The organism is Streptomyces sp. NPDC103540 (genome assembly GCF_055584445.1).
On record NZ_JBVJMA010000003.1, the window covers coordinates 53,210 to 78,603 of the forward strand.

Annotated in this window: 26 protein-coding genes; 14 read left to right on the forward strand and 12 right to left on the reverse strand. The window is 72.2% G+C overall.

The annotated features are described in order from the left end of the window. Positions 1-38 precede the first annotated feature (38 nt). Entirely contained in the window at positions 39-1,124 is a 1,086-nt protein-coding gene (locus tag ACZ6ZI_RS08195; RefSeq protein WP_469517820.1) for an NlpC/P60 family protein, read from the forward strand. Here ACZ6ZI_RS08195 and ACZ6ZI_RS08200 read toward each other — a convergent pair. Beyond that, complete coding sequence (locus ACZ6ZI_RS08200) at positions 1,121-2,140, reverse strand: SAM-dependent methyltransferase (RefSeq protein WP_469517823.1); 1,020 nt, start codon at positions 2,138-2,140, stop codon at positions 1,121-1,123. The genes ACZ6ZI_RS08195 and ACZ6ZI_RS08200 overlap by 4 nt on opposite strands. Before the next feature lie 107 nt (positions 2,141-2,247). On the opposite strand from ACZ6ZI_RS08200, the gene ACZ6ZI_RS08205 reads away from it, so the two are divergent. Together ACZ6ZI_RS08205 and ACZ6ZI_RS08210 are read left to right on the forward strand one after the other, a co-directional pair. Further along, a complete protein-coding gene (locus ACZ6ZI_RS08205) occupies positions 2,248-3,447 on the forward strand; it encodes a sensor histidine kinase (protein ID WP_469517828.1) in 1,200 nt (399 codons plus the stop codon). Between the two features lie 12 nt (positions 3,448-3,459). Then, positions 3,460-4,128: a response regulator transcription factor gene (locus ACZ6ZI_RS08210; RefSeq protein ID WP_363063686.1), complete on the forward strand. Its 669-nt coding sequence runs from the start codon at positions 3,460-3,462 to the stop codon at positions 4,126-4,128. Positions 4,129-4,214: 86 nt separating this feature from the next. On the opposite strand, the gene ACZ6ZI_RS08215 is transcribed toward ACZ6ZI_RS08210, so the two are convergent. Together ACZ6ZI_RS08215 and ACZ6ZI_RS08220 are read right to left on the reverse strand one after the other, a co-directional pair. Then, entirely contained in the window at positions 4,215-5,672 is a 1,458-nt protein-coding gene (locus ACZ6ZI_RS08215) for a PH domain-containing protein (RefSeq protein ID WP_469517831.1), read from the reverse strand. Then, entirely contained in the window at positions 5,669-6,160 is a 492-nt protein-coding gene (locus tag ACZ6ZI_RS08220) for a PH domain-containing protein (protein ID WP_363063688.1), read from the reverse strand. The genes ACZ6ZI_RS08215 and ACZ6ZI_RS08220 overlap by 4 nt, the downstream gene beginning before the upstream one ends. Before the next feature lie 31 nt (positions 6,161-6,191). Here ACZ6ZI_RS08220 and ACZ6ZI_RS08225 point away from each other — a divergent pair, with 31 nt between their 5' ends. The 4 genes from ACZ6ZI_RS08225 (at position 6,192) to ACZ6ZI_RS08240 (ending at position 9,052) form a co-directional block, all read left to right on the forward strand. After that, positions 6,192-7,334 carry an NADH-quinone oxidoreductase subunit D gene (locus tag ACZ6ZI_RS08225; protein ID WP_363063690.1) on the forward strand — a complete coding sequence of 381 codons (1,143 nt, stop codon included), beginning with the start codon at positions 6,192-6,194 and terminating at the stop codon, positions 7,332-7,334. A gap of 129 nt (positions 7,335-7,463) precedes the next feature. After that, on the forward strand, positions 7,464-8,327 hold the full coding sequence (locus ACZ6ZI_RS08230; RefSeq protein ID WP_469517835.1) for an arylamine N-acetyltransferase family protein: 864 nt from the start codon (positions 7,464-7,466) through the stop codon (positions 8,325-8,327). A gap of 37 nt (positions 8,328-8,364) precedes the next feature. After that, positions 8,365-8,580, forward strand: coding sequence for a hypothetical protein (locus ACZ6ZI_RS08235; protein ID WP_469517838.1), 216 nt, complete (start codon positions 8,365-8,367; stop codon positions 8,578-8,580). Between the two features lie 133 nt (positions 8,581-8,713). Next, positions 8,714-9,052 (forward strand): hypothetical protein, encoded by a 339-nt coding sequence (locus tag ACZ6ZI_RS08240; RefSeq protein WP_469517840.1) that lies wholly within the window; start codon positions 8,714-8,716, stop codon positions 9,050-9,052. Positions 9,053-9,105: 53 nt separating this feature from the next. On the opposite strand, the gene ACZ6ZI_RS08245 is transcribed toward ACZ6ZI_RS08240, so the two are convergent. From ACZ6ZI_RS08245 to ACZ6ZI_RS08260, 4 genes are all read right to left on the reverse strand, one after another. Beyond that, positions 9,106-10,182: a coiled-coil domain-containing protein gene (locus ACZ6ZI_RS08245; RefSeq protein ID WP_469517844.1), complete on the reverse strand. Its 1,077-nt coding sequence runs from the start codon at positions 10,180-10,182 to the stop codon at positions 9,106-9,108. Positions 10,183-10,292: 110 nt separating this feature from the next. Next, on the reverse strand, positions 10,293-11,285 hold the full coding sequence (locus ACZ6ZI_RS08250) for an ABC transporter substrate-binding protein (RefSeq protein ID WP_469517847.1): 993 nt from the start codon (positions 11,283-11,285) through the stop codon (positions 10,293-10,295). Positions 11,286-11,372: 87 nt separating this feature from the next. Beyond that, complete coding sequence (locus ACZ6ZI_RS08255; protein ID WP_469517850.1) at positions 11,373-12,038, reverse strand: ABC transporter permease; 666 nt, start codon at positions 12,036-12,038, stop codon at positions 11,373-11,375. A 4-nt stretch (positions 12,039-12,042) separates the two neighbouring features. Next, positions 12,043-12,768: an ABC transporter permease gene (locus tag ACZ6ZI_RS08260; protein WP_469517854.1), complete on the reverse strand. Its 726-nt coding sequence runs from the start codon at positions 12,766-12,768 to the stop codon at positions 12,043-12,045. Positions 12,769-12,910: 142 nt separating this feature from the next. On the opposite strand from ACZ6ZI_RS08260, the gene ACZ6ZI_RS08265 reads away from it, so the two are divergent. Then, positions 12,911-13,882 carry an ABC transporter ATP-binding protein gene (locus tag ACZ6ZI_RS08265; protein WP_469517857.1) on the forward strand — a complete coding sequence of 324 codons (972 nt, stop codon included), beginning with the start codon at positions 12,911-12,913 and terminating at the stop codon, positions 13,880-13,882. 129 nt (positions 13,883-14,011) lie between these two features. Here the strand turns inward: ACZ6ZI_RS08265 and ACZ6ZI_RS08270 are convergent, their stop codons facing one another. After that, positions 14,012-15,121 (reverse strand): alpha/beta hydrolase, encoded by a 1,110-nt coding sequence (locus tag ACZ6ZI_RS08270; RefSeq protein WP_363063708.1) that lies wholly within the window; start codon positions 15,119-15,121, stop codon positions 14,012-14,014. A gap of 152 nt (positions 15,122-15,273) precedes the next feature. Here ACZ6ZI_RS08270 and ACZ6ZI_RS08275 point away from each other — a divergent pair, with 152 nt between their 5' ends. The 6 genes from ACZ6ZI_RS08275 to ACZ6ZI_RS08300 all read left to right on the forward strand — a co-directional run bounded on the left by ACZ6ZI_RS08275 (position 15,274) and on the right by ACZ6ZI_RS08300 (position 20,230). Beyond that, a complete protein-coding gene (locus tag ACZ6ZI_RS08275) occupies positions 15,274-17,127 on the forward strand; it encodes a phosphatidylglycerol lysyltransferase domain-containing protein (protein ID WP_469517862.1) in 1,854 nt (617 codons plus the stop codon). 130 nt (positions 17,128-17,257) lie between these two features. Continuing rightward, complete coding sequence (folP, locus tag ACZ6ZI_RS08280; RefSeq protein ID WP_469517863.1) at positions 17,258-18,130, forward strand: dihydropteroate synthase; 873 nt, start codon at positions 17,258-17,260, stop codon at positions 18,128-18,130. Positions 18,131-18,158: 28 nt separating this feature from the next. Next, on the forward strand, positions 18,159-18,602 hold the full coding sequence (locus ACZ6ZI_RS08285; protein WP_363057364.1) for a nuclear transport factor 2 family protein: 444 nt from the start codon (positions 18,159-18,161) through the stop codon (positions 18,600-18,602). Between the two features lie 131 nt (positions 18,603-18,733). Continuing rightward, positions 18,734-19,093, forward strand: coding sequence for a dihydroneopterin aldolase (gene folB, locus ACZ6ZI_RS08290; RefSeq protein WP_030010912.1), 360 nt, complete (start codon positions 18,734-18,736; stop codon positions 19,091-19,093). Beyond that, complete coding sequence (folK, locus tag ACZ6ZI_RS08295; protein ID WP_469517867.1) at positions 19,090-19,698, forward strand: 2-amino-4-hydroxy-6-hydroxymethyldihydropteridine diphosphokinase; 609 nt, start codon at positions 19,090-19,092, stop codon at positions 19,696-19,698. Before folB ends, folK begins: the two co-directional genes overlap by 4 nt. Before the next feature lie 46 nt (positions 19,699-19,744). Then, the gene (locus tag ACZ6ZI_RS08300) at positions 19,745-20,230 is read left to right on the forward strand and encodes a DUF3180 domain-containing protein (RefSeq protein ID WP_469517869.1); all 486 of its coding nucleotides are present in this window, start codon (positions 19,745-19,747) and stop codon (positions 20,228-20,230) included. A gap of 117 nt (positions 20,231-20,347) precedes the next feature. On the opposite strand, the gene folE is transcribed toward ACZ6ZI_RS08300, so the two are convergent. The 4 genes from folE to tilS all read right to left on the reverse strand — a co-directional run bounded on the left by folE (position 20,348) and on the right by tilS (position 24,979). After that, complete coding sequence (gene folE / locus ACZ6ZI_RS08305) at positions 20,348-20,953, reverse strand: GTP cyclohydrolase I FolE (protein ID WP_363057358.1); 606 nt, start codon at positions 20,951-20,953, stop codon at positions 20,348-20,350. A gap of 96 nt (positions 20,954-21,049) precedes the next feature. Next, the gene (ftsH, locus tag ACZ6ZI_RS08310; protein WP_363057356.1) at positions 21,050-23,080 is read right to left on the reverse strand and encodes an ATP-dependent zinc metalloprotease FtsH; all 2,031 of its coding nucleotides are present in this window, start codon (positions 23,078-23,080) and stop codon (positions 21,050-21,052) included. Positions 23,081-23,284: 204 nt separating this feature from the next. Further along, positions 23,285-23,845, reverse strand: coding sequence for a hypoxanthine phosphoribosyltransferase (gene hpt / locus ACZ6ZI_RS08315; protein ID WP_363057354.1), 561 nt, complete (start codon positions 23,843-23,845; stop codon positions 23,285-23,287). Between the two features lie 66 nt (positions 23,846-23,911). Beyond that, positions 23,912-24,979: a tRNA lysidine(34) synthetase TilS gene (gene tilS / locus ACZ6ZI_RS08320; RefSeq protein ID WP_469517871.1), complete on the reverse strand. Its 1,068-nt coding sequence runs from the start codon at positions 24,977-24,979 to the stop codon at positions 23,912-23,914. Between the last annotated feature and the right edge of the window lie 415 nt (positions 24,980-25,394).

Consider the following 25,394-nt stretch of genomic DNA (forward strand, 5'->3'; position numbering starts at 1 on the left):
CGCCGTCCGCCCACCCCGCCCCCCCCCCGGAGCCCCGTATGACCGCCGCCCCGTCGAAGAGCCGCCGCACGCGCTCCGTGCTGCACACGGCCACCGTGCTCGCGCTGCTGGCCGGCAGCGCGTACCTCACCTACGCGCTGCGCGCCGAGGAGCAGGCCAAGTCGCCCGCCCTGCGGATCGTCGCCGAGAAGGACGTCGCGGGCGGCCCGACGGCGGGCCGCGGCGGGGAGCGGAAGTGGGAGCGCCTCCAGGGCCCCGACCGTTCGGTGCTGCGCGACGGCGGCGGGCAGGTGCTCGCCACCTTCACCGACGGGGCCCGCACCGCCACCCTCACCGGTCCCAGCCGCACCTTCACCGAACCCGCCAACACCAAGTCGCGGGTGGTGACCGAGAACTGGGTGCGCCTGCTGCCGGAGGAGTGGAAGCAGGGCGCGGAGAACCAGACGTGGTTCAAGGACTGGTTCGCGAAGTACTTCGGCAGCCAGGAGGACGACGTCTTCGCGATGGCCTTCCAGTACGGCGACCAGGCCCCGATCCGCAAGGACGCGCAGGGCACGGCCTACGCGGGCGACGCCTCCTTCGGGCCGCTCAACCCGAACGGTTCGGCCGGCAACGACCTGCGCCTGGAGCAGTCCGACTTCTTCGACTACCTCGGCAAGCCGTACACCTTCCGCAACGGGGTCACCAAGCAGCCCCAGACCGCCCGCTACCGGTCGATGGACTGCTCCGGTTTCATCCGCACCGTCTTCGGATACCGGGCCCGCTACCCGCTGATACCCGACGACACCCCGGGCGCCGGCCTGCCGCGCACCGCGAACGGCATGGCCCGCTCGAAGCTGGGGACGGACGTCATCCCCCTCAAGGGGGTGGGCGCGGCGGACCGTCCGACGTCCATCGACGTGATCCAGCCCGGTGACCTGCTGTTCTTCAAGCTGGACGCGCGGACCAAGGACCGTCTGGACCACACGGGCATCTACCTGGGCACCGACACCGACGGGCACAAGGTCTTCATCTCCAGCCGGGAGGAGGCCAACGGCCCCACCATCGGCGACAAGGGCGGCACCTCCCGCCTGGACGGCAACGGCTACTACGCGACCACCCTGCGCAGCGCCAAGCGCCTCTAGACCGTGCCCGTCTCCTCGGACGCCGCGGAGGGTCCCGGCCAGACCGGTACGCCCACCGGCTGGACGAGCCAGCCGAAGTCGCCCAGTCCGCCGCGGGCGGTGAGTTCCGCCGCCTCCCCGGCCGCGGACAGGGCCCGTACGTAGCCCACCGGGTCGGTGGAGGCCAGCGCCAGCGGGGGCCGGCCGCCGTGCACGCCGAGGGCGGTGAGCGCCTCGCGCTGGGTGAGGAGGACGGCGCCCTCCCCCGCGCAGGCGTCGAGCGCGACGTGCGCGGTGACGTCGCGGGTGCCGTCCGGGACGGGCGCGCACTCGCGGCCGTCCCGGAAGCCGGTGAGGGTGCCGAAGGGGGGCCGGGCCCCGCGGGCGTGGGCGTAGTCCACGGCCACCGCCAGGCCCCGCTCCAGGGTGGCGACGGCCGCCGCCCAGGCCTCGTCGCGCGGCCTGCCGATCTCCGCCCGGCCCCCGCCGGGCCCGACGCCGTCGGGCCACCACCGCTCCAGCCAGGCCCGGTCGGCGGCGTCGAGGGGCCCGCCGGGGGTTTCCGTACCGTCGGCGGCGACCAGGACGTAGCGGCCGTCCTCGGCGACGTCGAGCGGGACGTTGTCCAGCCACTCGTTCGCGAAGAGCAGTCCCGCGGCGCCCTCGGGCGGCTCGGGCACCCACCGGATCCGGGGGTCGAGCCCCTCGGGCCGGGCCGCGCGCTCGACGGCGTACGGGCGCACGCGCGCGGCGGTGTCCGGGTCCAGCGCGGCGAGGACCCCGGCCGTCAGTTCGCCCCGTCCGGCGCCCACGTCGACGAGGTCGAGCCGGTCCGGGTGCCCGAGCAGCGCGTCCACGCGCTCCAGGAGCCGGGCCACGGCCGCCGCGTAGAGGGGCGAGGCGTGCACGGAGGTGCGGAAGTGCCCGGCCGGTCCGGGGCCGCCGGGGCGCACGTAGAACCCGCCGGGTCCGTAGAGGGCGGCCTCCATCGCGCCGCGCCACCGGACCGGGCCCCTGACCTCACCTTGAGCGCTCATCACACACAGGTTAGGTTCACCCTCCACCTTGCGGAGTACGCCCCCGTCACAGGGATCGCACCTGTGGTTGACTCCAGCACCTATCCGAGTTCCCTACGCTGGGTTACGTGCAGCGCCTCTACGACTTCATCCGCAGACACCCGACGGGCGTCGACACCCTCTGGGCTGTCCTCCTCCTCGGGCTCTCCCTGCTGAGCGTCGTCGACAACCCGTCCGGCCCGACCGAGCGCTTCGCGGCCGTGCCCCCCGTGCTGACCCTGTCGGCGGTCATCGCCCTGCGCCGCAAGTGGACGCTGCAGATGTTCTGGCTGGCCGTCGCCACCGGCGCCTACCAGCTGGCCCTCGGCGTCCAGGTGCAGACCTTCGACCTGGCCATGCTGGTCATCCTGTACACGGTGGCGGCGGCCTCGGACATCTCCCGCCGGATGTCGCGGATCGCGTTCGGCCTCGGCCTGACGGCCGCCCCGCTGTACGCGCTGCGCTTCCAGCAACAGGTCGACAAGGGCAGTGACACCGTCATCTTCACGCTGTTCCTGATGGTGCCGTTCGCGTTGGCCTGGGTGATGGGCGACTCGGTGCGCACCCGGCGCGCCTATTACGCGCAGCTCGTGGAGCGCAACCAGCGGCTGGAGAAGGAGCGCGTGGCGCAGGCCCAGGTGGCGGTGGCCGCCGAGCGCGCCCGCATCGCCCGCGAGCTGCACGACGTCGTCGCGCACAACGTGTCGGTGATGGTGGTGCAGGCCGACGGGGCCGCGTACGTCATGGACGTGGCTCCGGAGCAGGCCAAGGAGGCCCTCCAGACGATCTCCGGGACGGGCCGGCAGGCCCTCGCCGAGATGCGGCGGCTGCTGGGCGTGCTGCGCACCGGTGAGCCGCAGGAGTCCGAGGACTACGTGCCGCAGCCGGACGTCGAGCAGATCGAGGTGTTGGTCGAGCAGGTGCGGGCGGCCGGGCTGACGGTGGACTTCGAGGTGGAGGGCGCCCCGCGCAAGCTCCCCAGCGGGGTCGAGCTGACGGCGTACCGGATCGTGCAGGAGGCGCTGACGAACACGCGCAAGCACGGCGGCCCCGCCGCGAGGGCGAGCGTGCGGCTGGTCTACTTCGACGACGGGCTCGGTCTGCTGGTCGAGGACGACGGCCGGGGCGCGGCGCACGAGCTGTACGAGGACGGCGGCGCGGACGGCGCCGGCCACGGTCTGATCGGTATGCGGGAGCGCATCGGTATGGTCGGAGGAACCCTGGACGCGGGCCCGCGCCCCGGCGGAGGCTTCCGGATCAGTGCCCTGCTCCCGCTCAAGAAGAGGTAGAGGTAATCACCGATGTCCATCCGAGTCATGCTGGTCGACGACCAGGTGTTGCTCCGTACCGGCTTCCGTATGGTGCTCGCCGCCCAGCCGGACATGGAGGTCGTCGCCGAGGCCGGGGACGGCCTGGAGGCGTTGGAGGTGCTGCGGGCCACGAAGGTGGACGTGGTGCTGATGGACGTGCGCATGCCCCGGCTGGACGGGGTCGAGGCGACGCGGCGCATCTGTGAGCCGCCGGAGCACCCGAAGGTGATCATCCTGACCACGTTCGACCTGGACGAGTACGCGTTCTCCGGGCTGAAGGCGGGCGCGAGCGGTTTCATGCTGAAGGACGTCCCGCCGGCGGAGCTGTTGGCGGCGATCCGTTCGGTGCACAGCGGGGACGCGGTGGTGGCTCCGTCGACGACGCGTCGGCTGTTGGACCGGTTCGCCCCGATGCTGCCGACGACGGCGGCGGAGCCGGAGAACAAGGACATCGAGCGGCTGACGGAGCGCGAGCGCGAGGTCATGCTGCTGGTCGCGCAGGGCCTGTCGAACGGGGAGATCGCGGCGCGGCTGGTGCTGTCGGAGGCCACCGTGAAGACGCACGTGGGGCGGATCCTGACCAAGCTGAGCCTGCGCGACCGCGTGCAGGTCGTTGTCCTGGCCTACGAGACGGGCCTGGTCCGCGCCGGGGGCGTGTAGCGGACCCCGGCCGCCGGACCCGCCACCGGCGCCCCGACCCCGCCGCCCGACCCGCCGCCCGACCCCGGCGGCGGGTCGTCGTGCCGTCAGGTCATCCAGCGGTCCGGGCGGGCCGCCGCGCGGGAGGTGCGGGAGCGGGCGGCCTGCGCGTCGAGGAGGGCGGAGGCCTCGGCGGCGGACCGCAGCCGGGCGGTGACGGTGGCGTTGGCCCCGGTGTCGACGTGCAGGTCGGCCACGCCCCGGGCCCGCTCCCAGGGGCCCTGGGAGCGGCGGACGCTCTGCACCTTGGCGTGCGGGACGATCTCGGTACGCCGGCACAGGCGCCCGCGCCGAGCCGCGAACACCTCGTCCGAGACGGCCAACCCGTACCCCTTCCACCACACCGGCACCACCCACCGCGAGCCGGTGGACGGCGAGGGGCTGAACTCCAGGGTCGTGAGGTCCACGCCGGGCAGCACCCGGGCGATCACCGCGTGGGCGGCGTCCCGGCGGGCGACGGGGACCAGTACGTCGTTCTTCGAGCCCGCGACCGCCAGCTCGACCCGCACCCAGCCCAGGCGCCGCCACAGCAGCGGTTCCACGATGCGCACGGTCTGCACGCGCCCGGGCGGGACGGTCTCGTGGGCGCGGTCCAGCAGCCCGTGGTCCAGGCGCAGCCCGTCGGGGGACTCGGCGACGGTCCAGTCGTACTCGGCGAGGAAGCGGCCGACGCTGCCCGCCCACACGGCGCCCAGCAGCGGCACCACGGCGACCAGCGTCACCCACAGGCTCTCGCTGACCCACCACATGACGGCCGAGGCGGTGACGCCGGCCGCGAGCGCCGCCCACACGCCGAGGCTCAGCAGCAGGGAGGCCACCAGGTCGCGCACGCCGACCGCGAGCAGTCTGCGCTCGGGGGCCTGGCCCACGACGGTGGCGTGCTCGGGGGTGAAGCCGGCGGCGCGGGCGAGCAGCTCGGCGCGCAGGGCGACGGCGTGGCGTTCGTCCAGCAGCGACAGCTCATCCTTCGCCTCGGTGCCGATGACGTCGAGCCGCAGCTTGGCGACCCCGGCGACCCGGGCCAGGATCGGGCGCGTGACGTCCACCGCCTGGATGCGGTCGAGCCGGATGTGGGCGGTGCGGCGGAAGACGAGGCCGGTGCGGATGCGCAGCTCGGTGTCGGTGACGGAGTAGTGGGTGAACCACCAGCTGAGGAAGCCGTAGGTGCCGAAGACGAGGAGTAGCGCGGCCAGCGCGGCCACGCGCAGCCCCACCGACATCGGGCCGATCCATTCCTGGAGGCGCTCGCCCTGCTGCATGAGGATGCCGACGATCGCGGCGACGGGCACCCAGGCGCGGCGCAGCGGGGTCAGGACGTGCAGCCGGCGTTCGACGCCGCCGCCGTGACCGGCGCCACCGGCGTCCCCCTCGCCTGCCGCCTCACCCCGCACCTCGCCGCCCGTCACGCCGTGCACCTCGCCGCCCGTCACGCCGGGCGCCTCGACGTCCGCCGGAGGGGCGCCGGAGCCCGGCTGGTCCGTCGGGCCGTTCCCGGGGCCGCTCACAGCCCCGCCGACCTTGCCTCGCCGAGCTCGGTCAACCGGTCCCGCAGCCGCTCGGCCTCCGCCGGCACCAGGCCGGGGATCTTGGCGTCCGACGCGGCGGCGGCCGTGTGCAGCTGGACGGAGGCCAGCCCGAAGCGCCGCTCCAGCGGCCCGGAGGTGACCTCCACGAGCTGCATCCGGCCGTAGGGGACCACCGTCTGCTCCCGCCACAGCACGCCCCGGCTGATCAGCAGGTCGTCGGCCCGTTCGGCGTACCGCCAGGACCGCCAGTTCCGCCCGAGCATCACCCACCCCCAGGCCAGGACGGCGAGCCAGAACAGCCCGAAGGCCGCCCAGACCGGGCCGGCGAAGACCCCCAGCAGCACCCCCGTCGCCACCGCGAGCGAGCCCGTCCAGATCACCAGCAACAGCCGTCGCAGCGTGAGCAACCCACCGGGCAGTCCCACCCACACGGGGCCCGCCGTCTCACCCGTCGTCCCGATTTCCATACGCCCACCCTAGGACTGCGAGAATGCGGCCATGACGGAGACCACGGTCGGCATCGGCGGCGCGGCGGAGAGCACCGACATGGTGCTCAACATCGGACCGCAGCACCCTTCCACCCACGGCGTGCTGCGCCTGCGCCTCGTGCTGGACGGCGAGCGCATCGTCAGCGCCGAGCCGGTGGTCGGGTACATGCACCGGGGTGCCGAGAAGCTCTTCGAGGCCCGTGACTACCGCCAGATCGTGATGCTCGCGAACCGTCACGACTGGCTGTCCGCGTTCTCCAACGAGCTGGGCGTGGTCATGGCCGTCGAGCGGATGCTCGGCATGGAGGTTCCCGAGCGCGCGGTGTGGATGCGTACGCTCCTCGCCGAGCTGAACCGGGTGCTGAACCACCTGATGTTCCTCGGCTCGTACCCGCTGGAGCTGGGCGGCATCACCCCGATCTTCCACGCGTTCCGGGAGCGCGAGGAGCTCCAGGCCGTGATGGAGGAGATCTCCGGCGGCCGCATGCACTACATGTTCAACCGGGTCGGCGGCCTCAAGGAGGACCTCCCCGCCGGCTGGCTGGGCCGCACGCGCGAGGCCATCGCCGACGTCCGCACGCGGATGGACGTCTACGACCGCCTCGTGCACGGCAACGAGATCTTCCGGGGGCGTACGCGCGGCGTCGGCGTCCTGTCGCGGGAGGCGGTGCACGCGTACGGGGTCTCCGGGCCCATCGCCCGCGCCTCCGGCGTCGACTTCGACCTGCGCCGCGACGAGCCGTACCTGGCCTACGGCGAGCTCCAGGACGTCCTGAAGGTCGTCACCCGCACCGAGGGCGACTGCCTGGCCCGCTTCGAGGTGCTGCTGGAGCAGACGCACAACGCCCTCGACCTGGCCGTGGCCTGCCTGGACCGGATGGCGGAGCTGCCGCCGGGGCCCGTCAACCAGCGGCTGCCCAAGGTGCTGAAGGCGCCCGAGGGGGCGACGTACGCGTGGACGGAGAACCCGCTCGGGATCAACGGCTACTACCTGGTGTCGAAGGGCGAGAAGACCCCGTACCGCCTGAAGCTGCGCAGCGCCTCCTACAACAACATCCAGGCCCTGTCGGTGCTGCTGCCGGGGCAGTTGGTCGCGGACATGGTGTCGATCCTGGGCTCGCTCTTCTTCGTCGTCGGCGACATCGACAAGTGATCGACGCGTAGCCGCCCCGACCCGACACGCCCCATCCCGTCCCGTCCCGGGGGCGGGGGCGGGGGTGCGACCTGACGGTCCGGGCCGAAACCCGACCGGTGCGCCGCGGGGGCGTCCTAGGGTGCCCCCATGACCCTTGGTACGTACACGGACGTATTCGCCGGCTACCTCCGCCGGATCGGCGTCACCGAGCCCGGAGTCCCTTCGAAGGAGGGGTTGTTCGCGCTCCAGCGCGCCCACCTGGAGCGGGTCCCGTTCGAGAACACCGAGATCCAGGTCGGTCGCCCGCCGGGCATCGACCCGTTGCTGTCGGTGCGGCGCCTCGCCGCCGGCCGCGGAGGCTACTGCTTCCACCTCAACGGCGCCTTCGCGGCCCTGTTGGAGGAGCTCGGCTACGACGTGACCCGCCACCTCGGCGGCGTCTACGCGGACCCCGCCGCGCGCGGCGTCAGCGGCGACCACCTCACCCTGACCGTGCGGGTCGACGGCGCGACCTGGTTCGTCGACGTCGGCCTCGGCAACGGGCCCCTGGAGCCGCTGCCGCTGCGCGAGGGCAGCTGGACCCAGACCTTCGGGTACTCCCTGGAGCGGCTCGCCGGCGCCGCCGGCGCGGAGGCCGGCTGGACCCTGCGCACGGACGACGGTCCCTTCCCGGTGATGAACTTCCGCTCCGCGCCGGCCGCGATGGCCGACTTCGAGGCCGAGCACCTGCGGCTGTCCACCGCCGACGACTCCCCCTTCCGGCAGTCCTTCGTCATGCTGCGGCGCGGCGGGAGGGGCGTGGACCGGCTCATGGGCCGGATGCTGTTCCGCGCGGACGCCGGGGGCGCGGTGGAGCCGCGGGAGCTGACCACCCCCGAGGAGTTCTACGCCGCGATGGCCGAGGTCTTCGGGCGCGAGCTCGACGACCTCGGCCCCGAGGACCGCGCGGCCCTGTGGGACCGCGTCGACCGGGCGCACCGGGCCTGGGTGGCCTCCCGGGCGGACGGCTGAACGGGTCGATGTCCGTGCGGCAGGGCAGACTTGGGGCATGTCCCACTCACCCCGACGGGCCTGCCCCTCCTGTGGCCGCGACTGCGCCGTGACGGCCGGGCGGATCGCCCGCCACGATCCCCCGACCGGTCGCGGGCGCGGCGACCTGGTGTCCTGCCCCGGCTCCCGGGCCCGGGTGGTGCTCGGCGCCTCCGCGCCGACGCTGGACGGCTTCGTGCTCGGCCCGCACCCCGGTCAACTGCCGCTGTTCTGAGGCCGGGGCGCGGGGCGGGGCTGGGCGGGGCTGAGCGGGGCTGGGCTGGGCGCACGAGGGGCCCGGTGGCTGAGTACGGGGTCTGAGTACGCGCACGGATCCGCTTCCGGACGGCCCGGGACAGGATGGCCCCATGCCGATGTGGACCACCGAGAACCCGCTCGAAGTCGACCCGCCCCTGCCCCCGAGGCAGGCGCGGCACGGCGCGTACGCGGTGTGGGGCGCCGTGCTGTTCCTGCCGGCGCTCGTCCTCGCGAAGATCGCCGTGCTGGCCACCGAGACCGGCTCCGCCTGCCTGGTGCGCGGCGGCTGTACGCCCTTCCCCTCCGCCTTCTTCCTCGCCCTGTGCGGGCCGGCCGCGGCGGCGATGGTGGCCGCGCTCGCCGCCCCGCGACGGATGCGCGGCCGGGCGCTGGGCGCGCAACTGCTGCTGGAGACGGTGGCGGTGCTGCTGGTCCTCGCCTACCCGTGAGGCCGTGCCCCCGGCGGGGGCACGGCCTCACGGACGCTTCGGGACGGGTCGTCCTACGAGATGGCGGTGCGCAGGTGGACGACGTCGATCGGCTCGGTCTCGTCGTGGGCCGTCAGGTCGATGACCTGGCCCACCGCCCGCTGTTCGGGCGTGACCGGCTTGAACTCCGGCTCGTCGGCGTGGCCCGCCGACTCCGCCTTGTGCACGGCGAGGGCCTCGGCGCCGACCACGTCCGCCAGGTCCTCGTTCTGCACGGACTCGATCGCGGCGCGGGCCTGCGCGCCCGTCTTCGTGCCGAAGAAGTCGAAGCCGCCCTCGACGCGGGAGGCGGACCGGCGCTGGGCGGCGTACGGGGCCACGGCCGCCGCGATCCGGGGGGCGGGGACGGGGCTCGCGCCGGGACGCGCGTGCGCGGTGGTGCCCGTGCTCACGGCGGGCTCAAGGTCCTTGGCCCCGCCGGGGGCGGTGGTCTCGGCGTCGGCCGGCTCCCGGCGTGCCCGCTCCGCGGCCTCCGCGGCCCGCGCCGCCTTCGCGGCCTCCTGGGCCTCGGCCTTGCGCACGAGGGCCGCCATGGCCGCGTTGGCCCGGGCGTAGCCGACCGCGGTCGGCGCGCCGGCGCCGTTACGTTCCTGCGAGACCGCCGGAAGCTCCTTCGGGGCGCCGGTCGGGGCCGACTGGGCCTCGATCTCCAGCAGTCGGCGCTTCTCCAGGGCGCTCGCGCGCTCGGTCTCCGCCGTGGCGTAGCGGCGCAGCAGCGCCGCGTGCTCGCCGCGCAGGCCGGCGATCTCGACGCGCTTGGCCCGCAGTTTGGCGTCGAGCTTGGCCCGCAGGACGCGGGCCTCCTCCAGATCGGATTCCAGCTCGGCTATCCGCTCCTCGGTCTTCCATTCGTCCTTGACGCGCTCGCGCGCGAGTTCCGCGACCCGGCGACCGGCGGCCCGGTCCCAGGAGCGCATGAGGACGGCGCCGCCCGCGCCCACTGCGGCCGTGAGGGCCACGAGCAGGCGCAGGGCCAGGGGTTCCGCGAGGAGCCACGCCGCGCCGGCGCCGGCCACGGACACCCCGGCAACGGCCGTCGGCGTGAGAAGTCGGTGCAGGGGCTCGGGATTGCGGTGGCGTCCACGGGGCATGGCCTGAAATTTACAGGGCGTGGGCGACGCGTGGGGTACCCGCCCGGCAATCTCTTGCCGCGCGGTTACCCCGCGTTTGTACGTCAATCCGGTAACCACCGGCACGAAAGCTACTTCTTCAGAAGGCCCTTGGACTCCAGGTAGGCCTTCGCGACGTCCGCCGGCTTCGCGCGCTCGGCGTCCACCTTGCGGTTCAGTTCGACGAGGTCGGCGGTCGTCAGCACCTTGTTCAGGGCGTCGAGGGCGGCCGCGACCTCCGGGCTCCCGGCGTCCTTGGCGTTCACCACGGGCAGGACGTTGTCGGCGTTCTGGAGCTTCTTGTCGTCCTCCAGCAGGACCAGACCGTAAGCCTCCAGGGTGGCGTCGGTGGTGGTGGTCAGCACCAGCTGGTCCACCCCGTCCTTGACGGCCTGCTTGGCCTGCGGGGTGCCGACGCCCTTGGGGTCGATCCCGGAGACGGAGATCCCGTACGTCTTCTCCAACCCGGGGGCGCAGAAGGGGCGGACGGCGCATTCGTCACCGGCGGCGATCTTCACCTTGAGCCCGGACTTCCCGAGGTCCGAAAGGGACTTCAGGTTGTTCTTCTCGGCGAACTCCTTCGAGACGGCGAAGGCGTTCTGGTCGACGGCCGAACCCACCGCGAGCGCCTTGAGGCCGAGGGGCGCCGCGAGCTTCTCCAGGGCCGCCACGGTCGCCGCCGCGTCGCTGGAGGCGACCGGCTTGTCCTTGGGCGCGTTCGGCCCGTTCACCTTGGCGTTGAGGAACTCCGCGAGGGTGGCCGCGTACTCGGGGACGACGTCGATCTCGCCCTTCTCCAGCGAGGGCGCGTACAGCTCGCGGTTGCTCACCGTGGTGATGGAGGTGCCGTAGCCGGCGTTCCTCAGGAGCTGCGCGTACAGCTCCGCCAGCACGTTGGACTCGGTGAACCCGGCGGCGCCGATGACCAGCTTGCCCTTGCCGCCGCCCTCCGGGGTGGCGGCGGAGGCGGAGGAGGAACCCGAGTCCTTCGCCTTCTCCAGGCTCTCGCCGCCGCACGCGGCCAGCGACACGGTCAGGGCCAACGCGCCCAGGGACGCGCCGACGACGCGCGTGGTCTTGCTCATGGAGGTGCTCCGTTTCGACGTGGTCACTCTTCTACGACCTTCTACGACTCTTCGGCGGCGGCCCGCCGCCCCGGCGCGCCCGACCCTTCAGCGGGCCGGGGTACGCGGCAGCAGCCGGTCCGCCGCCACCAGGACGCCCTCCACCAGCAGGGCCAGCAGCGCCACCAGCAGGGCGCCCGCCACCACCTGCGGGGTGTCGTACGTGTTGAACCCGGCGGTGATGATCCGGCCGAGGCCGCCCTGGCCGACCATCGCCGCGATGGTGGCGGTGGCGATGACCTGCACGGCGCCCGAGCGCAGCCCGGTCATCACCAGGTCCCGCGCCAGGGGCAGTTCCACGCGCCAGAACAGCTGCCGCCCGGACATGCCCATGCCCCGGGCGGCCTCCACCACCGAGCGGTCCACCTCGCGCATGCCCACGTAGGCGTTGGTCAAAAGCGGTGGCACGGCGAACAGCACCAGCGCGACGATCGTCGGCAGGTAGCCCGCGCTGCGCAGCGGGGAGACCATGAACAGGGCCAGCACCGCGAAGACGGGCACCGCCCGACCGATGTTGGAGATGTTCACCGCGAGGGTGCCGCCCTTGCCGATGTGGCCGAGCCACAGTCCGAGGGGCAGGGCCACCGCGCAGGCGAGGGCGAGGGCGATCCCGCTGACGTAGACGTGCTCGCCCAGCCGGTGCCAGACACCGCTCTCCCCGGACCAGTTCGCCCCGTCCGTCAGCCATTCCCAGGTCTGTGCGGGCACGCCCACGCTCTCAGGCCCCCTTCGCCACGGCCGTCGCGGCCGACCCGCCGGCGGTCCGCGCGGGTCGACCGGAGCCCCGGGTCCACGGGGTCAGCAGCCGCTGCACACCGAGCAGCAGCAGGTCGGCGACGAGCGCGAGCAGCACGCACAGCACCGAGGCGGTGAGCACCTGGGCCTTGAAGGAACTGTTGACGGCTGGGGCGATCAGGTTGCCGAGGCCGCCCTTGCCGACGATGGAGCCGACGGTGGTCAGCGCCACGGTGGAGACGGTCGCGATCCGCACGCCGGCGAGCAGGGTGGGCAGCGCCAACGGCAGTTCGACCTGCCACAGCAGGCGGGTCGGGCCGTAGCCCATGCCGCGCGCCGCCTCCCGTACCTCCTCGGGGACGGCTTCGAGACCGGCGATCGCGTTGCGGACCAGGATCGTCAGCGAGTAGAGCACCAGCCCCGTCACCACCAGCGCCGCCGACAGTCCGAAGAACGGCAGCAGCAGGGAGAACATCGCGAGCGAGGGGATCGTGTACAGCAGGGTGGTCAGGCCGAGCACGGGGGCGGCCCAGCGGCGACCGCGACGGGCCAGCAGCGCGAGCGGGACGGCGACGACCAGGCCGATGAGGACCGAGGCGGCCGTGATCCAGACGTGTTCGAGGGTGGCGTCGGTGAGTTCCGGGGCCCGGGAGGTGACGTAGTCCCAACAGATCCAGTCGTTCGCCACCAGGCAGTTTCGTTCCGCCACGTCCTCACCCCCGCTCACCGTCGCCCGTGGGAACGACCATAACCCCGCGAACGGGCATTGGCCGGAATCGTTCGCACACGCGCAACACACCCCTCACAAACCCTTCGCCCGTCCGGGCGGGCACCTGGGGGAGGATGGTCGGGTGATCCGATTCGAGCACGTGACCAAGCGCTACCCCGACGGCACCACGGCCGTCGAGGACCTGTCCTTCGAGGTGGCGGAAGGCGAGCTGGTCACGCTGGTGGGCCCGTCGGGCTGCGGCAAGACGACCACCATGAAGATGGTCAACCGGCTGATCGAGCCGACCTCCGGTCGGATCCTGCTGGCCGGCGAGGACATCGCCGACGCCGACCCCGTCGAGCTGCGCCGCCGCATCGGCTACGTCATCCAGCAGGTCGGGCTGTTCCCGCACAAGACGGTCCTGGAGAACACGGCGACGGTCCCCCGGCTGCTCGGCACCCCGAAGGCCAAGGCCCGGGCGCGGGCGGCCGAGCTGCTCGAACTCGTCGGCCTGGACCCCGACGTGCACGGCGGCCGCTACCCGCACCAGCTGTCGGGCGGCCAGCGCCAGCGCGTCGGCGTGGCCCGCGCCCTGGCCGCGGACCCGCCCGTGCTGCTGATGGACGAGCCGTTCGGCGCGGTCGACCCGGTGGTGCGCGAGCGGCTCCAGAACGAGTTCCTCGCCCTCCAGCGGACGGTCCGCAAGACGATCCTGCTGGTCACGCACGACCTGGAGGAGGCCGTCCGGCTCGGGGACCGCATCGCCGTCTACGGCGCCGGCACCATCGAGCAGTTCGCCGCCCCGGCGGCGGTCCTCGGCGCCCCCGCCACCCCCTACGTGGCCTCCTTCGTCGGCTCCGACCGGGGCCTCAAGCGCCTCGCGGTCACCCCCGTCGGGCCGGCCGACCTCGCGGCGCCGGACGCGGCCCCGGCCCCGGCCCCGACCGCCTCGGTGCCCCTGGGGGCCTCGCTGCGCGAGGCACTGGCAGCGCTGCTCCAGGAGGACTCGGGGCGCATCGGGGTCACCGACCCCGACTCCGGCGCGCTGGTCGGCGTACTCACCCCGGAGGGCGTGCACCGGGCGCTGCGCCGGGCGGAACTCCAGGAGGCCTAGCCGGCCGGGCGCCGGGCGCCGGCCCCACGGGCCACGGGAACGACGAAGGGTCCGGCCGGAGCCGGACCCTTCGGTTCGTTTCGCTTCGCTTCCCGCGCGGCTTCCCCACCACGCACCACGTCCGCGGCCTCAGGCCTGGATGCGTCCGCTCATCCACACCAGCATCGGCGGGATCTCACGGCGCCAGGTGTTGAAGTTGTGGCCACCGCTTTCGAGGATGATCGACGAGACCCGGTCCGGACCCTTGACCAGCTTGATGAACTTCTTCGTGTCGACGAGGTTCGGCTCGCCCTTCTCGCTGCTGGTCACGAGGAACGAGGTGCCGGCCGGCTTCTTGCCCTCCATGCTCGCGAGGATGTTCGCGCGCTTCTTCAGCTTGTCGTCCCCGTGGAACAGGTCGCCGGTGGTCGCGTCGTCCGCGGCGTCGTAGTACGCCGACAGACCGGCGGCCGCGCCGAACACCTGCGGGTGGTGCGCGGCGATCTTCAGCGCGCAGTAGCCGCCGGTCGAGTTGCCGATGAAGCCCATGTTCTGCGGCTTGTCACCCACCCGGAAGGTCGACTGGATGGCCTGCGGCAGGTCCTGTGCGAAGAAGGTCTCGGTCTGCGGGCCATTGGGTATGTCCACGCACTCGGTGTCCCGCGGCGGCGCGATGGTCGGGCGCAGCATCACCAGGATCATCGGCTTCATCTTCCCCTGCTTGGCCTGCTTGAAGGCCGTCATGGGGTAGTTCAGCCCTTTGATCAGGTTCTCGGCGGTGCCCGGGTAGCCCGTCAGGACGATGGAGGCCGGAAAGTTCTGGTCCTTGTGCTGGGGCTGGAAGTACTCCGGCGGCAGCCACACGTAGCCCGGGCTCGTTATCTTCGACTTCTGGCCCGTTATGGAGACCTTCAGGATCTGACCGCCGACCTGGGGCTTGGCACCGCCGGGCACGTCGAGCTTCTGCTTGTCGACGACCTTGATGTCCTTGCTGCTCATCGAGTGGTCGACGACCTTGCCGATCGACGTCTCCTGCCCGAAGAGGTCGGCCCAGGACCCGTAGAAGAGGAAGGACTTGTTGGCGGCGAGACCGACCGCGGAGAACAACGCCAGCTGGGTCGCGAGCAGGAGCCCGATCCGGCCGGTGACGGAACGCCAGGTGCGGCCCGAAAGCTTCGGCCAGAACCACACCGTCGCCCCGAACAGCAACACACCGGCGGTGATGGCCAGGACCAGGACCGTATTACTGGTGAGACCCATGAGCAGTCAGTCGACTTTCTGATGGCAGGACCGGATTTTTCCGACGGAAGAGTGAACCGCCTCCCCCTCGATGTCGTCCTAGTGGACGCACCACACTCCGGAGGCTCTCGCGGCCTTCGGCCACATGATCTCTCGCGGAGCAACGGGAAGCGATGTCTAGCAGGATAGATGGCGATAAGTCCGGACAGGTTCCGAAGCGGGTCGCTCGAATCGTCCGAGGCCCACGACCGGAGTCCGTGCCCGGCCTGGTAGGTACGGCCGTCATGATCGTCGGCCTTCTGGACATCGCGGCGGGCGTCTTCCCGCGATTCCGCCACAGCAGGATCCACGCGGTGACCGAGGTGCTGCCGGGCTCCCTGGGCCCCTTCGCCGCCGCCCTGTCCATCAGCGCCGGCGTGCTGCTCCTGCTGCTCGCCCACGGCCTCAAGCGCCGCAAGCGCCGGGCCTGGCGGGCGGCCGTGCTCCTGCTGCCCGCGGGAGCCGTGGCGCAGTTCGCGTACCGGCACTCGATCATCGGCGTGGTCATCGCGGCGGTGCTGCTCCTGCTGCTCGTACGCCACCAGGGTGAATTCAAGGCCCTGCCGGACCCGCGCAGCCGCTGGAAGGCGCTGGCGAACTTCGTCCTGATGAGCGCCGGCTCCATCGGCCTCGGCCTGGTCATCGTCAACGTGCACCCGGGCAAGGTCGTCGGCCGCCCCAGCCTGTACGAGCAGATCACCCACGTCGTCTACGGCCTCTTCGGCTTCGAGGGCCCCGTCGACTACGCCGGTCGGGTCTCCTGGACCGTCGGCTACTCCCTCGGCGCCCTCGGCATGCTGACCGCCGTCACCACCATCTACCTGGCCTTCCGCCCCGAGCACCCGGCCGCCCGCCTCACTTCGGACGACGAGGCCAAGCTGCGCGAACTGCTCGCCAAGCACGGCGGACGCGACTCCCTCGGCCACTTCGCGCTCCGCCGCGACAAGGCCGTCGTCTTCTCCCCCTCCGGCAAGGCCGCCGTCACCTACCGCGTCGTCTCCGGCGTGATGCTCGCCTCCGGCGACCCCGTCGGCGACGTCGAGGCCTGGCCGGGCGCCATCGAGCGGTTCATGGAGGAGGCCAAGGCCCACTCCTGGACCCCGGCCGTCATGGGATGCAGCGAGACCGGCGGCGAGGTCTGGACCCGCGAGACCGGTCTGGACGCCCTGGAGCTGGGTGACGAGGCGATTGTCGATGTCAAAGACTTCTCCCTCTCCGGCCGACCCATGCGCAACGTCCGCCAGATGGTGAAGCGCATCGAGCGCAACGGCTACACCACCAAGGTCCGCCGGGTCGGCGAGCTGACCGAGGAGGAGCTCGCGGCCGTCCGCGGCGCCGCCGACGCCTGGCGCGGCACCGACACCGAGCGCGGCTTCTCCATGGCCCTCGGCCGGGTCGGCGACCCCGACGACGCCGACTGCATCATCGCCACCGCCCACCGCGTCGAAGAGGGCGACACCAGCCCCTTCGGCGACCTGAAGGCCATCCAGCACTTCGTCCCCTGGGGCAAGGACGGCATGTCGCTGGAGCTCATGCGCCGCGACCGCGCCGCCGACCCCGGCATGAACGAGCTGCTGATCGTCGCCTCCCTGGAGGCCTCCCCCGGCCTGGGCATCGAGAAGGTCTCCCTGAACTTCGCGATGTTCCGCTCCGCGCTGGCCCGCGGCGAGAAGATCGGCGCCGGACCGGTCCTGCGCATGTGGCGCGGCCTGCTGGTCTTCCTGTCCCGCTGGTTCCAGATCGAGTCGCTGTACAAGTTCAACGCGAAGTTCCGCCCCCGCTGGGAGCCCCGCTTCGTCGTCTTCCGCCAGACCCGGGACCTGCCCCGCATCGGCTTCGCCGCGATGCAGGCCGAGGGCTTCGTCACCCTCGCCCTGCCCCGGCTGTTCGCCGGCCGCCGCCGCCCCAAGCCGGTCCGCACCTGCGCCCACGACACCGTGGCCGCGAAGGTCCCCGCCCAGGCCGAACGCGAGTGCCAGGCGGCCTGACGCGCCCGGCGCACGCCCCGCAGGACCCCCGGAGGGCCCGCCCGCACCCGCGGGCGGGCCCTCCGCCTTCCCGCGGTCCCGCCCCGGCCGCGGCGGGACCGGCCCGAACGGGGGCTCTACCCTGGGATCCATGAACAACAACCGCGCGGCCGCCCACCGGGGCCAGGTGACGGGTCTGCCCGACTGGGACCGCTGCGCGGTCATGGGCGTCGTCAACGTCACCCCCGACTCCTTCTCCGACGGCGGCCGCTGGTTCGACACCACCGCCGCCGTCAAACGCGGCCTCGACCTCGTCGCGCAGGGCGCCGACCTCGTCGACGTCGGCGGCGAGTCCACCCGCCCCGGCGCCTCCCGCGTGGACGAGGAGGAGGAACTGCGCCGCGTCGTGCCCGTCGTGCGCGGCCTCGCCTCCGAAGGCGTCGCCGTCTCCGTCGACACCATGCGCGCCCGCGTCGCCGCCCTCGCCGTCGACGCCGGCGCCCGCCTCGTCAACGACGTCAGCGGCGGCCTCGCCGACCCCGCCATGATCCCGGCCGTCGCCGCCGCCGAGGTGCCCTTCGTCGTCATGCACTGGCGCGGCTTCAGCGACGGCATGAACAGCCTCGCCGTCTACGACGACGTCCTCGCCGAGGTCACCGCCGAACTCCGCGCCCGCATCGACGCCGTCGTCCGCGGCGGCATCGCCCCCGAACGCGTCGTCGTCGACCCCGGCCTCGGCTTCGCCAAGAACGCCGAACACGACCTCGCCCTCGTCGCCCACCTCCCCGAGCTGCGCGCCCTCGGCTTCCCGCTGCTGGTCGCCGCCTCGCGGAAGCGTTTCCTCGGACGGGTCCTCGCCGGAGCCGCCGACGCCGCCCCGCCACCGGCCCGCGAACGCGACGCCGCCACCGCGGCCGTCTCCGCCCTCGCCGCCCACCACGGCGCCTGGGCCGTACGGGTGCACGAGGTACGGGCCACCGCCGACGCGGTTCGGGTGGCCCGCGCCGTGGAAGGGGCACTGTGACCCACCGGACAGACAGGGAAGGGGCACGGTGAGCCGTACCGACATCGAGGCCGTCGAAGAGGTCAACGCGGCCTTCTACGAGGCCATGGAGCAGGGGGACTTCGACGCGCTGTCGGCACTCTGGCTCGACGACGAGATCTCCTGCGTGCACCCCGGCTGGCCGGTGCTCTCGGGACGCGGCGAGGTCCTGCGCTCGTACGCGCTGATCATGTCGCACACCGAGTACATCCAGTTCTTCCTGACGGACACCAAGGTGGCCCTCATAGGCGACACCGCCCTGGTCACGTGCACCGAGAACATCCTCAGCGGCGGCCCCGCCGAGGACGGCGGCGAGCTCGGCCCCCTCGTCGGCCAGCTGGTGGTCGCCACGAATGTGTTCCGACGCACACCGACCGGCTGGCGGCTGTGGTCCCACCACGGTTCTCCGGTGCTCACGGACTCCGATGACGAGGACGAAGAGGCCTCCGACTGACCCCAAGCGCGGGGTCGACCGTCCGTCGCAGGTAAATTCGAAGGCGGACGACGCCGACCGCACTCGGCTTAGGCCCATGGCCCCGGGGAGTCCCGGGACCGCAAGCACCTACGAAAGCAGGAGTGATTCGCGTGGATCGTGTCGCGCTGCGCGGCCTCAAGGCTCGCGGGCACCACGGCGTCTTCCCCCGGGAACGCGAGGAGGGCCAGACCTTCATCGTCGACCTCGTGCTGCACCTGGACACCCGTCCGGCGGCGGCCGGGGACGACCTGGCCAAGACCGTGCACTACGGGGTCGTCGCCGAGGAGGTCGTGGACGTGGTCCAGGGCGAGCCCGTCGACCTGATCGAGACCCTCGCCGAGCGGATCGCCCAGCAGTGCCTCAAGCACGAGGCGGTCGCCCAGGTGGAGGTGGTCGTCCACAAGCCGGACGCGCCCATCACCGTCCCCTTCGACGACGTGACCATCACGATCACCCGGAGCCGCGCATGAACAACGGCCTGAACGCCCAGAGCGACCCCACCGTCCAGCCGGTACCGGCCTCCGTCGTGGAGACCGTCGACGCGGCGGACGTGACCCTGTCCAACCCCAAGTGGGCCGTCATCGCGCTCGGCGCGAACCTCGGCAACCGCCTGGACACCCTCCAGGGCGCCATCGACGCCCTCGGCGACACCCCCGGCCTGCGGGTCAAGGCCGTCTCCCCCGTCTACGAGACCGAGCCGTGGGGCGTCGAGCCCGGCTCGCAGCCCTCGTACCTCAACGCGGTGGCGCTGGTGAAGACCACCCTGCCGCCCACCAGCCTGCTGGAGCGGGGTCAGGCCATCGAGGAGGCCTTCGACCGCGTCCGCGAGGAGCGCTGGGGGCCGCGCACCATCGACGTCGACATCGTCTCGTACGCCGACCGGATCTCCGACGACCCCGTCCTCACCCTCCCGCACCCCCGCGCCCACCTGCGGGCCTTCGTGCTGACCCCGTGGCACGACATCGACCCCGAGGCCGAACTCCCCGGCCGCGGCCCGGTCTCCGCGCTCCTGGCCGAACTCGGCCGCAGCGGCATCACGCCGCGAACGGACCTGGAACTCCGCCTGCCGGAGTAGTCGTTAGCCTGTTCACGGCGAGACACCGAGAGTGGGGAACGGGCACGTGAAGCAACTGAGGCCGGGGCTGCTGGCGGGCATCTTCGCCGTCGCCGGGGTGCTGTCCTGGGCGGGCGCCCGGCTGTGGAACGCGTACGGGACCCTGCCGGGCGTGCCGCTGGCCGCTCCGATCGTGCTCGCGGTGATCGCGGTCGTGCTGTTCGCGACGGCCCTGTCGCTGCGCGCCCGCCTCAAGGCCCAGCGCGAGCGCCGGCCCGGGGCGAAGGGCGTGGAGCCGCTGATGGCGGCCCGGGCGGTGGTCTTCGGCCAGGCCAGCGCCCTGGTCGCCGCCCTCGTGGCGGGCCTGTACGGCGGCGTCGGCGTGTTCCTGCTGACCGACTCCCTCGACGTTCCGGCCCGCCGCGACCAGGCCTGGTACGCGGGCGGCTCCGTCCTCGCGGGCGCCGCCGTCATCGCCGCCGCCCTCTTCCTGGAGCACGTCCTGAAGCTCCCCGAGGACGAAGACCCCACCAAGGCCCCCGCCCCGGCCTGACGCCGCCCACGCGGCGCTACGGCGTCCACGAAGCCCCTCACGACCGTGGGAGGCCCACGCCCCACGGCGATGGCCTCCCACGGTCGTCCCGTGCCCCGACGGGCCCGGGCGGCGGCCTCAGCGGGCCATGATCAGGCTCATCGCCTCGTTGCGGGTCGCGGGGTCGCGGAGCTGGCCGCGGACGGCCGAGGTGATGGTCTTCGCGCCGGGCTTGCGCACACCGCGCATGGTCATGCACATGTGCTCGCACTCGATGACCACGATGACCCCGCGCGGGTCGAGGATCTCCATCAGGGAGTCCGCGATCTGCGTGGTCAGCCGCTCCTGGACCTGCGGGCGGCGGGCGAAGACGTCCACGAGGCGGGCCAGCTTGGACAGCCCCGTGATCTTGCCGTCCGTCGACGGGATGTAGCCCACGTGGGCCACACCGTGGAACGGGACGAGATGGTGTTCACAGGAGCTCATGACTTCGATGTCCTTCACGAGGACCATCTCGTCGTGTCCGAGGTCGAACGTCGTGGTCAGCACCTCTTCGGGGCGCTGCCACAGACCGGCGAATATCTCCTTGTACGCCCGCGCCACGCGCGCCGGGGTCTCCAGGAGGCCCTCGCGGTCCGGGTCCTCGCCGACCGCGATCAGCAGTTCCCGCACGGCGGCCTCGGCGCGCTTCTCGTCGAACTCGCCGATCGTGCCCTCGTTCGCGAGGGTCACTGGGTCGGTCATCTCATCCTCGTTCCTGTCCGCACACGCGGCCCGTACGAAAAGTGCCGCGCCCCCCAGGCTAGAACCTGGGGGGCGCGGCATCCATTCCGGGGCTGATCAGGCCTCCGGGCGCTCCTCCGGGGAGGGCTCCGGGGCCTTCTCCACCGACACGGCGGGCGTGCCCGCCGAGCTGCCGTTGGCGGCGTTCGTCAGCTGGAGCTCCTTGGGAGAGAGCACCGGCGGACGGGTGGAGGGGGTGCGGCGGGAGGAGCCGGTCCACGCGGGACGGGCCGGACGCTTGACGATCGTGGAGAAGATCTCGGCGACCTCCTCCTTGTTCAGCGTCTCCTTCTCCAGCAGCGCGAGGACGAGGTTGTCCAGGACGTCCCGGTTCTCGACCAGGATCTCCCAGGCCTCGTTGTGCGCGGTCTCGATGAGCTTCTTGACCTCTTCGTCGACCAGCGCCGCGACCTCTTCCGAGTAGTCCCGCGGGTGCGACATCTCGCGGCCCAGGAACGGCTCGGTGTTGTCGCCGCCGAACTTGATCGCGCCGAGGCGCTCGGTCATGCCGTACTGCGTGACCATGGCCCGCGCCGTGGCGGTGGCCTTCTCGATGTCGTTCGCGGCGCCCGTGGTCGGGTCGTGGAAGACCAGTTCCTCCGCCGCGCGCCCGCCCAGCATGTACGCCAGCTGGTCGAGCATCTCGTTGCGGGTGGTGGAGTACTTGTCCTCGTCGGGCAGGACCATGGTGTAGCCCAGGGCCCGACCGCGGGACAGGATCGTGATCTTGTGGACCGGGTCGGAGTTCGGGGAGGCCGCCGCGACCAGGGCGTGTCCGCCCTCGTGGTACGCGGTGATCTTCTTTTCCTTGTCCGACATGATCCGGGTCCGCTTCTGCGGGCCCGCCACGACGCGGTCGATCGCCTCGTCCAGCATCGAGTTGTCGATCAGCTTCTTGTCCGAGCGGGCGGTCAGCAGGGCCGCCTCGTTCAGGACGTTGGACAGATCGGCACCGGTGAAGCCGGGGGTGCGGCGGGCGACGGCCGAGAGGTCGACGTCCGGAGCGACCGGCTTGCCCTTCTGGTGGACCTTGAGAATCTCCAGACGGCCCTGCATGTCGGGGCGGTCGACGGCGATCTGCCGGTCGAAGCGGCCCGGGCGCAGGAGCGCCGGGTCGAGGATGTCGGGGCGGTTCGTGGCGGCGATCAGGATGACGCCGCCCTTCACGTCGAAGCCGTCCATCTCGACGAGCAGCTGGTTGAGGGTCTGCTCGCGCTCGTCGTGGCCGCCGCCGAGGCCGGCGCCGCGGTGTCGGCCGACGGCGTCGATCTCGTCGACGAAGACGATCGCCGGGGCGTTGGCCTTGGCCTGCTCGAACAGGTCGCGCACGCGCGAGGCGCCGACGCCGACGAACATCTCGACGAAGTCGGAACCGGAGATCGAGTAGAAGGGAACGCCCGCCTCGCCCGCGACGGCGCGCGCGAGCAGGGTCTTGCCGGTGCCGGGCGGGCCGTAGAGGAGCACGCCCTTGGGGATCTTGGCGCCGACGGCCTGGAACTTCGCCGGCTCCTGGAGGAACTCCTTGATCTCGTGGAGTTCCTCGACGGCCTCGTCCGAACCCGCGACGTCCGCGAAGGTCGTCTTCGGGGTGTCCTTGGTGATGAGCTTCGCCTTGGACTTGCCGAAGTTCATGACCCGGCTGCCGCCGCCCTGCATCTGGTTCATCAGGAACAGGAAGACGACGACGATCAGGACGAAGGGCAGGAGCGAGAGCAGCACGCTCAGGAACGGGCTGGTCTTGTCCGGGGTGACGGAGTAGCCGTCCGGGATCTGACCGGCTTCGTACTTGGTCTGGAGGTTCTGGGCGAGCTGGACGCCCTGATCCCCGATGTAGTTGGCCTGGAACTTGGTGCCGTCGTTGTTGCCGAGCTTCTGGTCCTTCTTGAGCTCGATCTTGATCATCTGGCTGTCACCGGTGGTCAGCTTGGCGCTGTCCACCTGGCCACTGTTGATCGCCTTGATGACCTCGCTGGTCTCCACCGACTTGTAGCCGCCGCCGGAGCCGACGACGTTCATCAACACGACCACGGCGAGGACGGCCAGCACGATCCACATGACCGGCCCACGGAAGTATCGCTTCACGTCCATCCATACGGGGCGCCAGGCACCCCGTCCCTCCTGCCCGTAGGTAAATGCTGCTGTGAGTAAAGACTGTTCTTCGGAATGTACCCCTGTATTGTCACCCGCGGCCCCATGGGACGGCTGACAGACCCGCCTTCGCATGCTCCAACGGCGGGGATCGCCCCCAGGTTCCCCCGGGGGCGAGATCTGCGGGGTCGACGACCGGGGTCGTCAGCCTCCGTAGACGTGCGGTGCGAGCGTGCCGACGAACGGCAGGTTGCGGTACTTCTCCGCGTAGTCGAGGCCGTAGCCCACGACGAACTCGTTCGGGATGTCGAAGCCGACCCACTCGACGTCGATCGCGACCTTCGCGGCCTCGGGCTTGCGCAGCAGCGTGACGACCTTGAGGGAGGCCGGCTCGCGGGAGCCCAGGTTCGACAGCAGCCAGGAGAGGGTCAGGCCCGAGTCGATGATGTCCTCGACGATCAGGACGTGCTTGCCCTTGATGTCGGTGTCCAGGTCCTTGAGGATCCGCACCACGCCCGAGGACTGGGTCCCGGCGCCGTAGGAGGACACCGCCATCCAGTCCATGGTGAGCGGGGTGGACAAGGCGCGCGCCAGGTCCGCCATCACCATCACGGCGCCCTTGAGCACACCGACGATGAGCAGGTCCTTGCCCGCGTACTCCTCGTCGATCTTCGCGGCCAGCTCGGCCAGCTTCGCGTCGATCTCTTCCTTGGTGATGAGCACCGACTGGAGGTCGCTGCCCATGTCCTTCTCGTCCACCCGCATCACTTTCGTTGTCGGCCGGGGCTCCGGGGGGTGACCCCGGAGGACTCAGCCGTGTTTCAGCACCAATCAGCCCTGCCGGATGACAAGTCTGCCACCCTGGCGCTGGGCCTCGACGCGGCCGGGCAGGTTGATGGCGCCCTGACCGCGCCATCCGGTGATGAGGCGGTCGACTTCCTCGATGTGTCGGGCGAAGAGGGAACCGGCGGGGGAGCCGGCGGCGACCACGGCCCGGCGCAGGACGCGGCGGCGGACGGCCGGGGGCAGGGCGTAGAGCTTGGCGCATTCCAGCCGCCCGTCGGCGTCGCGTACGCCGCGTTCGGCGTCGGCGGCCCAGGCGTCGAGGGCGTCCGCGTCGTCGCGGGAGAGCTGGGCGGTACGGGCGAGGGCCTCCACGACACCCTTGCCGAGGGCCTTCTCCAGGGCGGGGAGGCCTTCGTGGCGCAGCCGGGAGCGGGTGTAGGCGGGGTCGATGTTGTGCGGGTCGTCCCAGACGGGCAGGGACTGGACCATGCAGGCCTTGCGGGCGGTCTGCCGGTCGATGTGGAGGAAGGGGCGGCGGTAGCGGCGGGTGCGCGTGCGTGCGCCGGGGCCGGAGGAGACCTCCGGCATGCCGGACAGGGAGCGGATGCCGGAGCCGCGGGCGAGGCCCAGGAGCACGGTCTCGGCCTGGTCGTCGCGGGTGTGGCCGAGCAGGACGGCGGCGGCGCCGAGTCGGTCGGCGGCCTCGTCCAGGGCGGCGTAGCGGGCGTCGCGGGCGGCGGCCTCGGGTCCGCCGTCGCGGCCGACGCGCACGGCGACGGACTCCACCGGGTCGAGGCGGAGTGCGCTCATGCGGGTGACGACCTCGGCCGCGCGCAGGTCGGACCCGGCCTGGAGGCCGTGGTCGACGGTGATGCCGCCCGCCCGGATGCCGAGCTTGGGGGCCTCGAAGGCGAGGGCCGAGGCGAGTGCCATGGAGTCCGCGCCGCCGGAGCAGGCGACGAGGACGAGTGGCGCGGCGCCTCGGGGGGTGCGCGAGCCGGGGATGCCCGGTCGGTCGGTGGGGTCGGGGACGTCCGTGAGGTCGGTGAGGACGTCGTGGAGTACGCGGCGGACCGCCAGGCGTATCGCCGCGACCGCAGGATGGGGACCCATGTCCGGTGCCCTTCGTGGAGTTCGGATGCCCGTAGGAGGCTGGGGGTGTCGCTGGGGGTGTTCGGGTGGCGCTGGGGGTTCTCGGTGGCGCTGGGTGTCGCTGGGGGTGCTCCGGTGGCCCGGTGGCTCGGGGTGCCGTCCGGTTCCGTCCGGTGCCGTCCGGTTCCGCTCGGTGTCGCTCGGTCTCGTTCGGTCTCGTTCGGTGCACTTCGTCGCTGTTCGGCGCTGTTCGGTGCTCGACCGGCGCCCCGATGTCCGTCGCCCGGTGTCCGCGGGGTCCCCGCGGTGGGGTCTCCGGGAGTACGGGTTGTCACTCAGAGTGCGTCGATGGTGACAGAACCGAGCCGTTCTCCGAGCATCGCACGCCCTTCAACGGCCCACGGTCCCTCGGACGGGTGACGCTGCTTCCCCCAGT

Bases quoted from the DNA above. Each gene is read 5' to 3' on its own strand.
- ACZ6ZI_RS08200 (WP_469517823.1), bottom strand. From the start codon at position 2,140: ATGAGCGCTCAAGGTGAGGTCAGGGGCCCGGTCCGGTGGCGCGGCGCG.
- ACZ6ZI_RS08235 (WP_469517838.1), top strand. From the start codon at position 8,365: ATGTCCCACTCACCCCGACGGGCCTGCCCCTCCTGTGGCCGCGACTGC.
- ACZ6ZI_RS08225 (WP_363063690.1), top strand. From the start codon at position 6,192: ATGACGGAGACCACGGTCGGCATCGGCGGCGCGGCGGAGAGCACCGAC.
- folP (WP_469517863.1), top strand. From the start codon at position 17,258: ATGAACAACAACCGCGCGGCCGCCCACCGGGGCCAGGTGACGGGTCTG.
- ACZ6ZI_RS08275 (WP_469517862.1), top strand. From the start codon at position 15,274: ATGTCTAGCAGGATAGATGGCGATAAGTCCGGACAGGTTCCGAAGCGG.
- hpt (WP_363057354.1), bottom strand. From the start codon at position 23,845: ATGCGGGTGGACGAGAAGGACATGGGCAGCGACCTCCAGTCGGTGCTC.
- ACZ6ZI_RS08220 (WP_363063688.1), bottom strand. From the start codon at position 6,160: ATGGAAATCGGGACGACGGGTGAGACGGCGGGCCCCGTGTGGGTGGGA.
- ACZ6ZI_RS08250 (WP_469517847.1), bottom strand. From the start codon at position 11,285: ATGAGCAAGACCACGCGCGTCGTCGGCGCGTCCCTGGGCGCGTTGGCC.
- ACZ6ZI_RS08210 (WP_363063686.1), top strand. From the start codon at position 3,460: ATGTCCATCCGAGTCATGCTGGTCGACGACCAGGTGTTGCTCCGTACC.
- ACZ6ZI_RS08240 (WP_469517840.1), top strand. From the start codon at position 8,714: ATGCCGATGTGGACCACCGAGAACCCGCTCGAAGTCGACCCGCCCCTG.
- folK (WP_469517867.1), top strand. From the start codon at position 19,090: ATGAACAACGGCCTGAACGCCCAGAGCGACCCCACCGTCCAGCCGGTA.
- tilS (WP_469517871.1), bottom strand. From the start codon at position 24,979: ATGGGTCCCCATCCTGCGGTCGCGGCGATACGCCTGGCGGTCCGCCGC.
- ACZ6ZI_RS08230 (WP_469517835.1), top strand. From the start codon at position 7,464: ATGACCCTTGGTACGTACACGGACGTATTCGCCGGCTACCTCCGCCGG.
- ACZ6ZI_RS08270 (WP_363063708.1), bottom strand. From the start codon at position 15,121: ATGGGTCTCACCAGTAATACGGTCCTGGTCCTGGCCATCACCGCCGGT.
- ACZ6ZI_RS08195 (WP_469517820.1), top strand. From the start codon at position 39: ATGACCGCCGCCCCGTCGAAGAGCCGCCGCACGCGCTCCGTGCTGCAC.
- ACZ6ZI_RS08245 (WP_469517844.1), bottom strand. From the start codon at position 10,182: ATGCCCCGTGGACGCCACCGCAATCCCGAGCCCCTGCACCGACTTCTC.
- folE (WP_363057358.1), bottom strand. From the start codon at position 20,953: ATGACCGACCCAGTGACCCTCGCGAACGAGGGCACGATCGGCGAGTTC.
- ftsH (WP_363057356.1), bottom strand. From the start codon at position 23,080: ATGGACGTGAAGCGATACTTCCGTGGGCCGGTCATGTGGATCGTGCTG.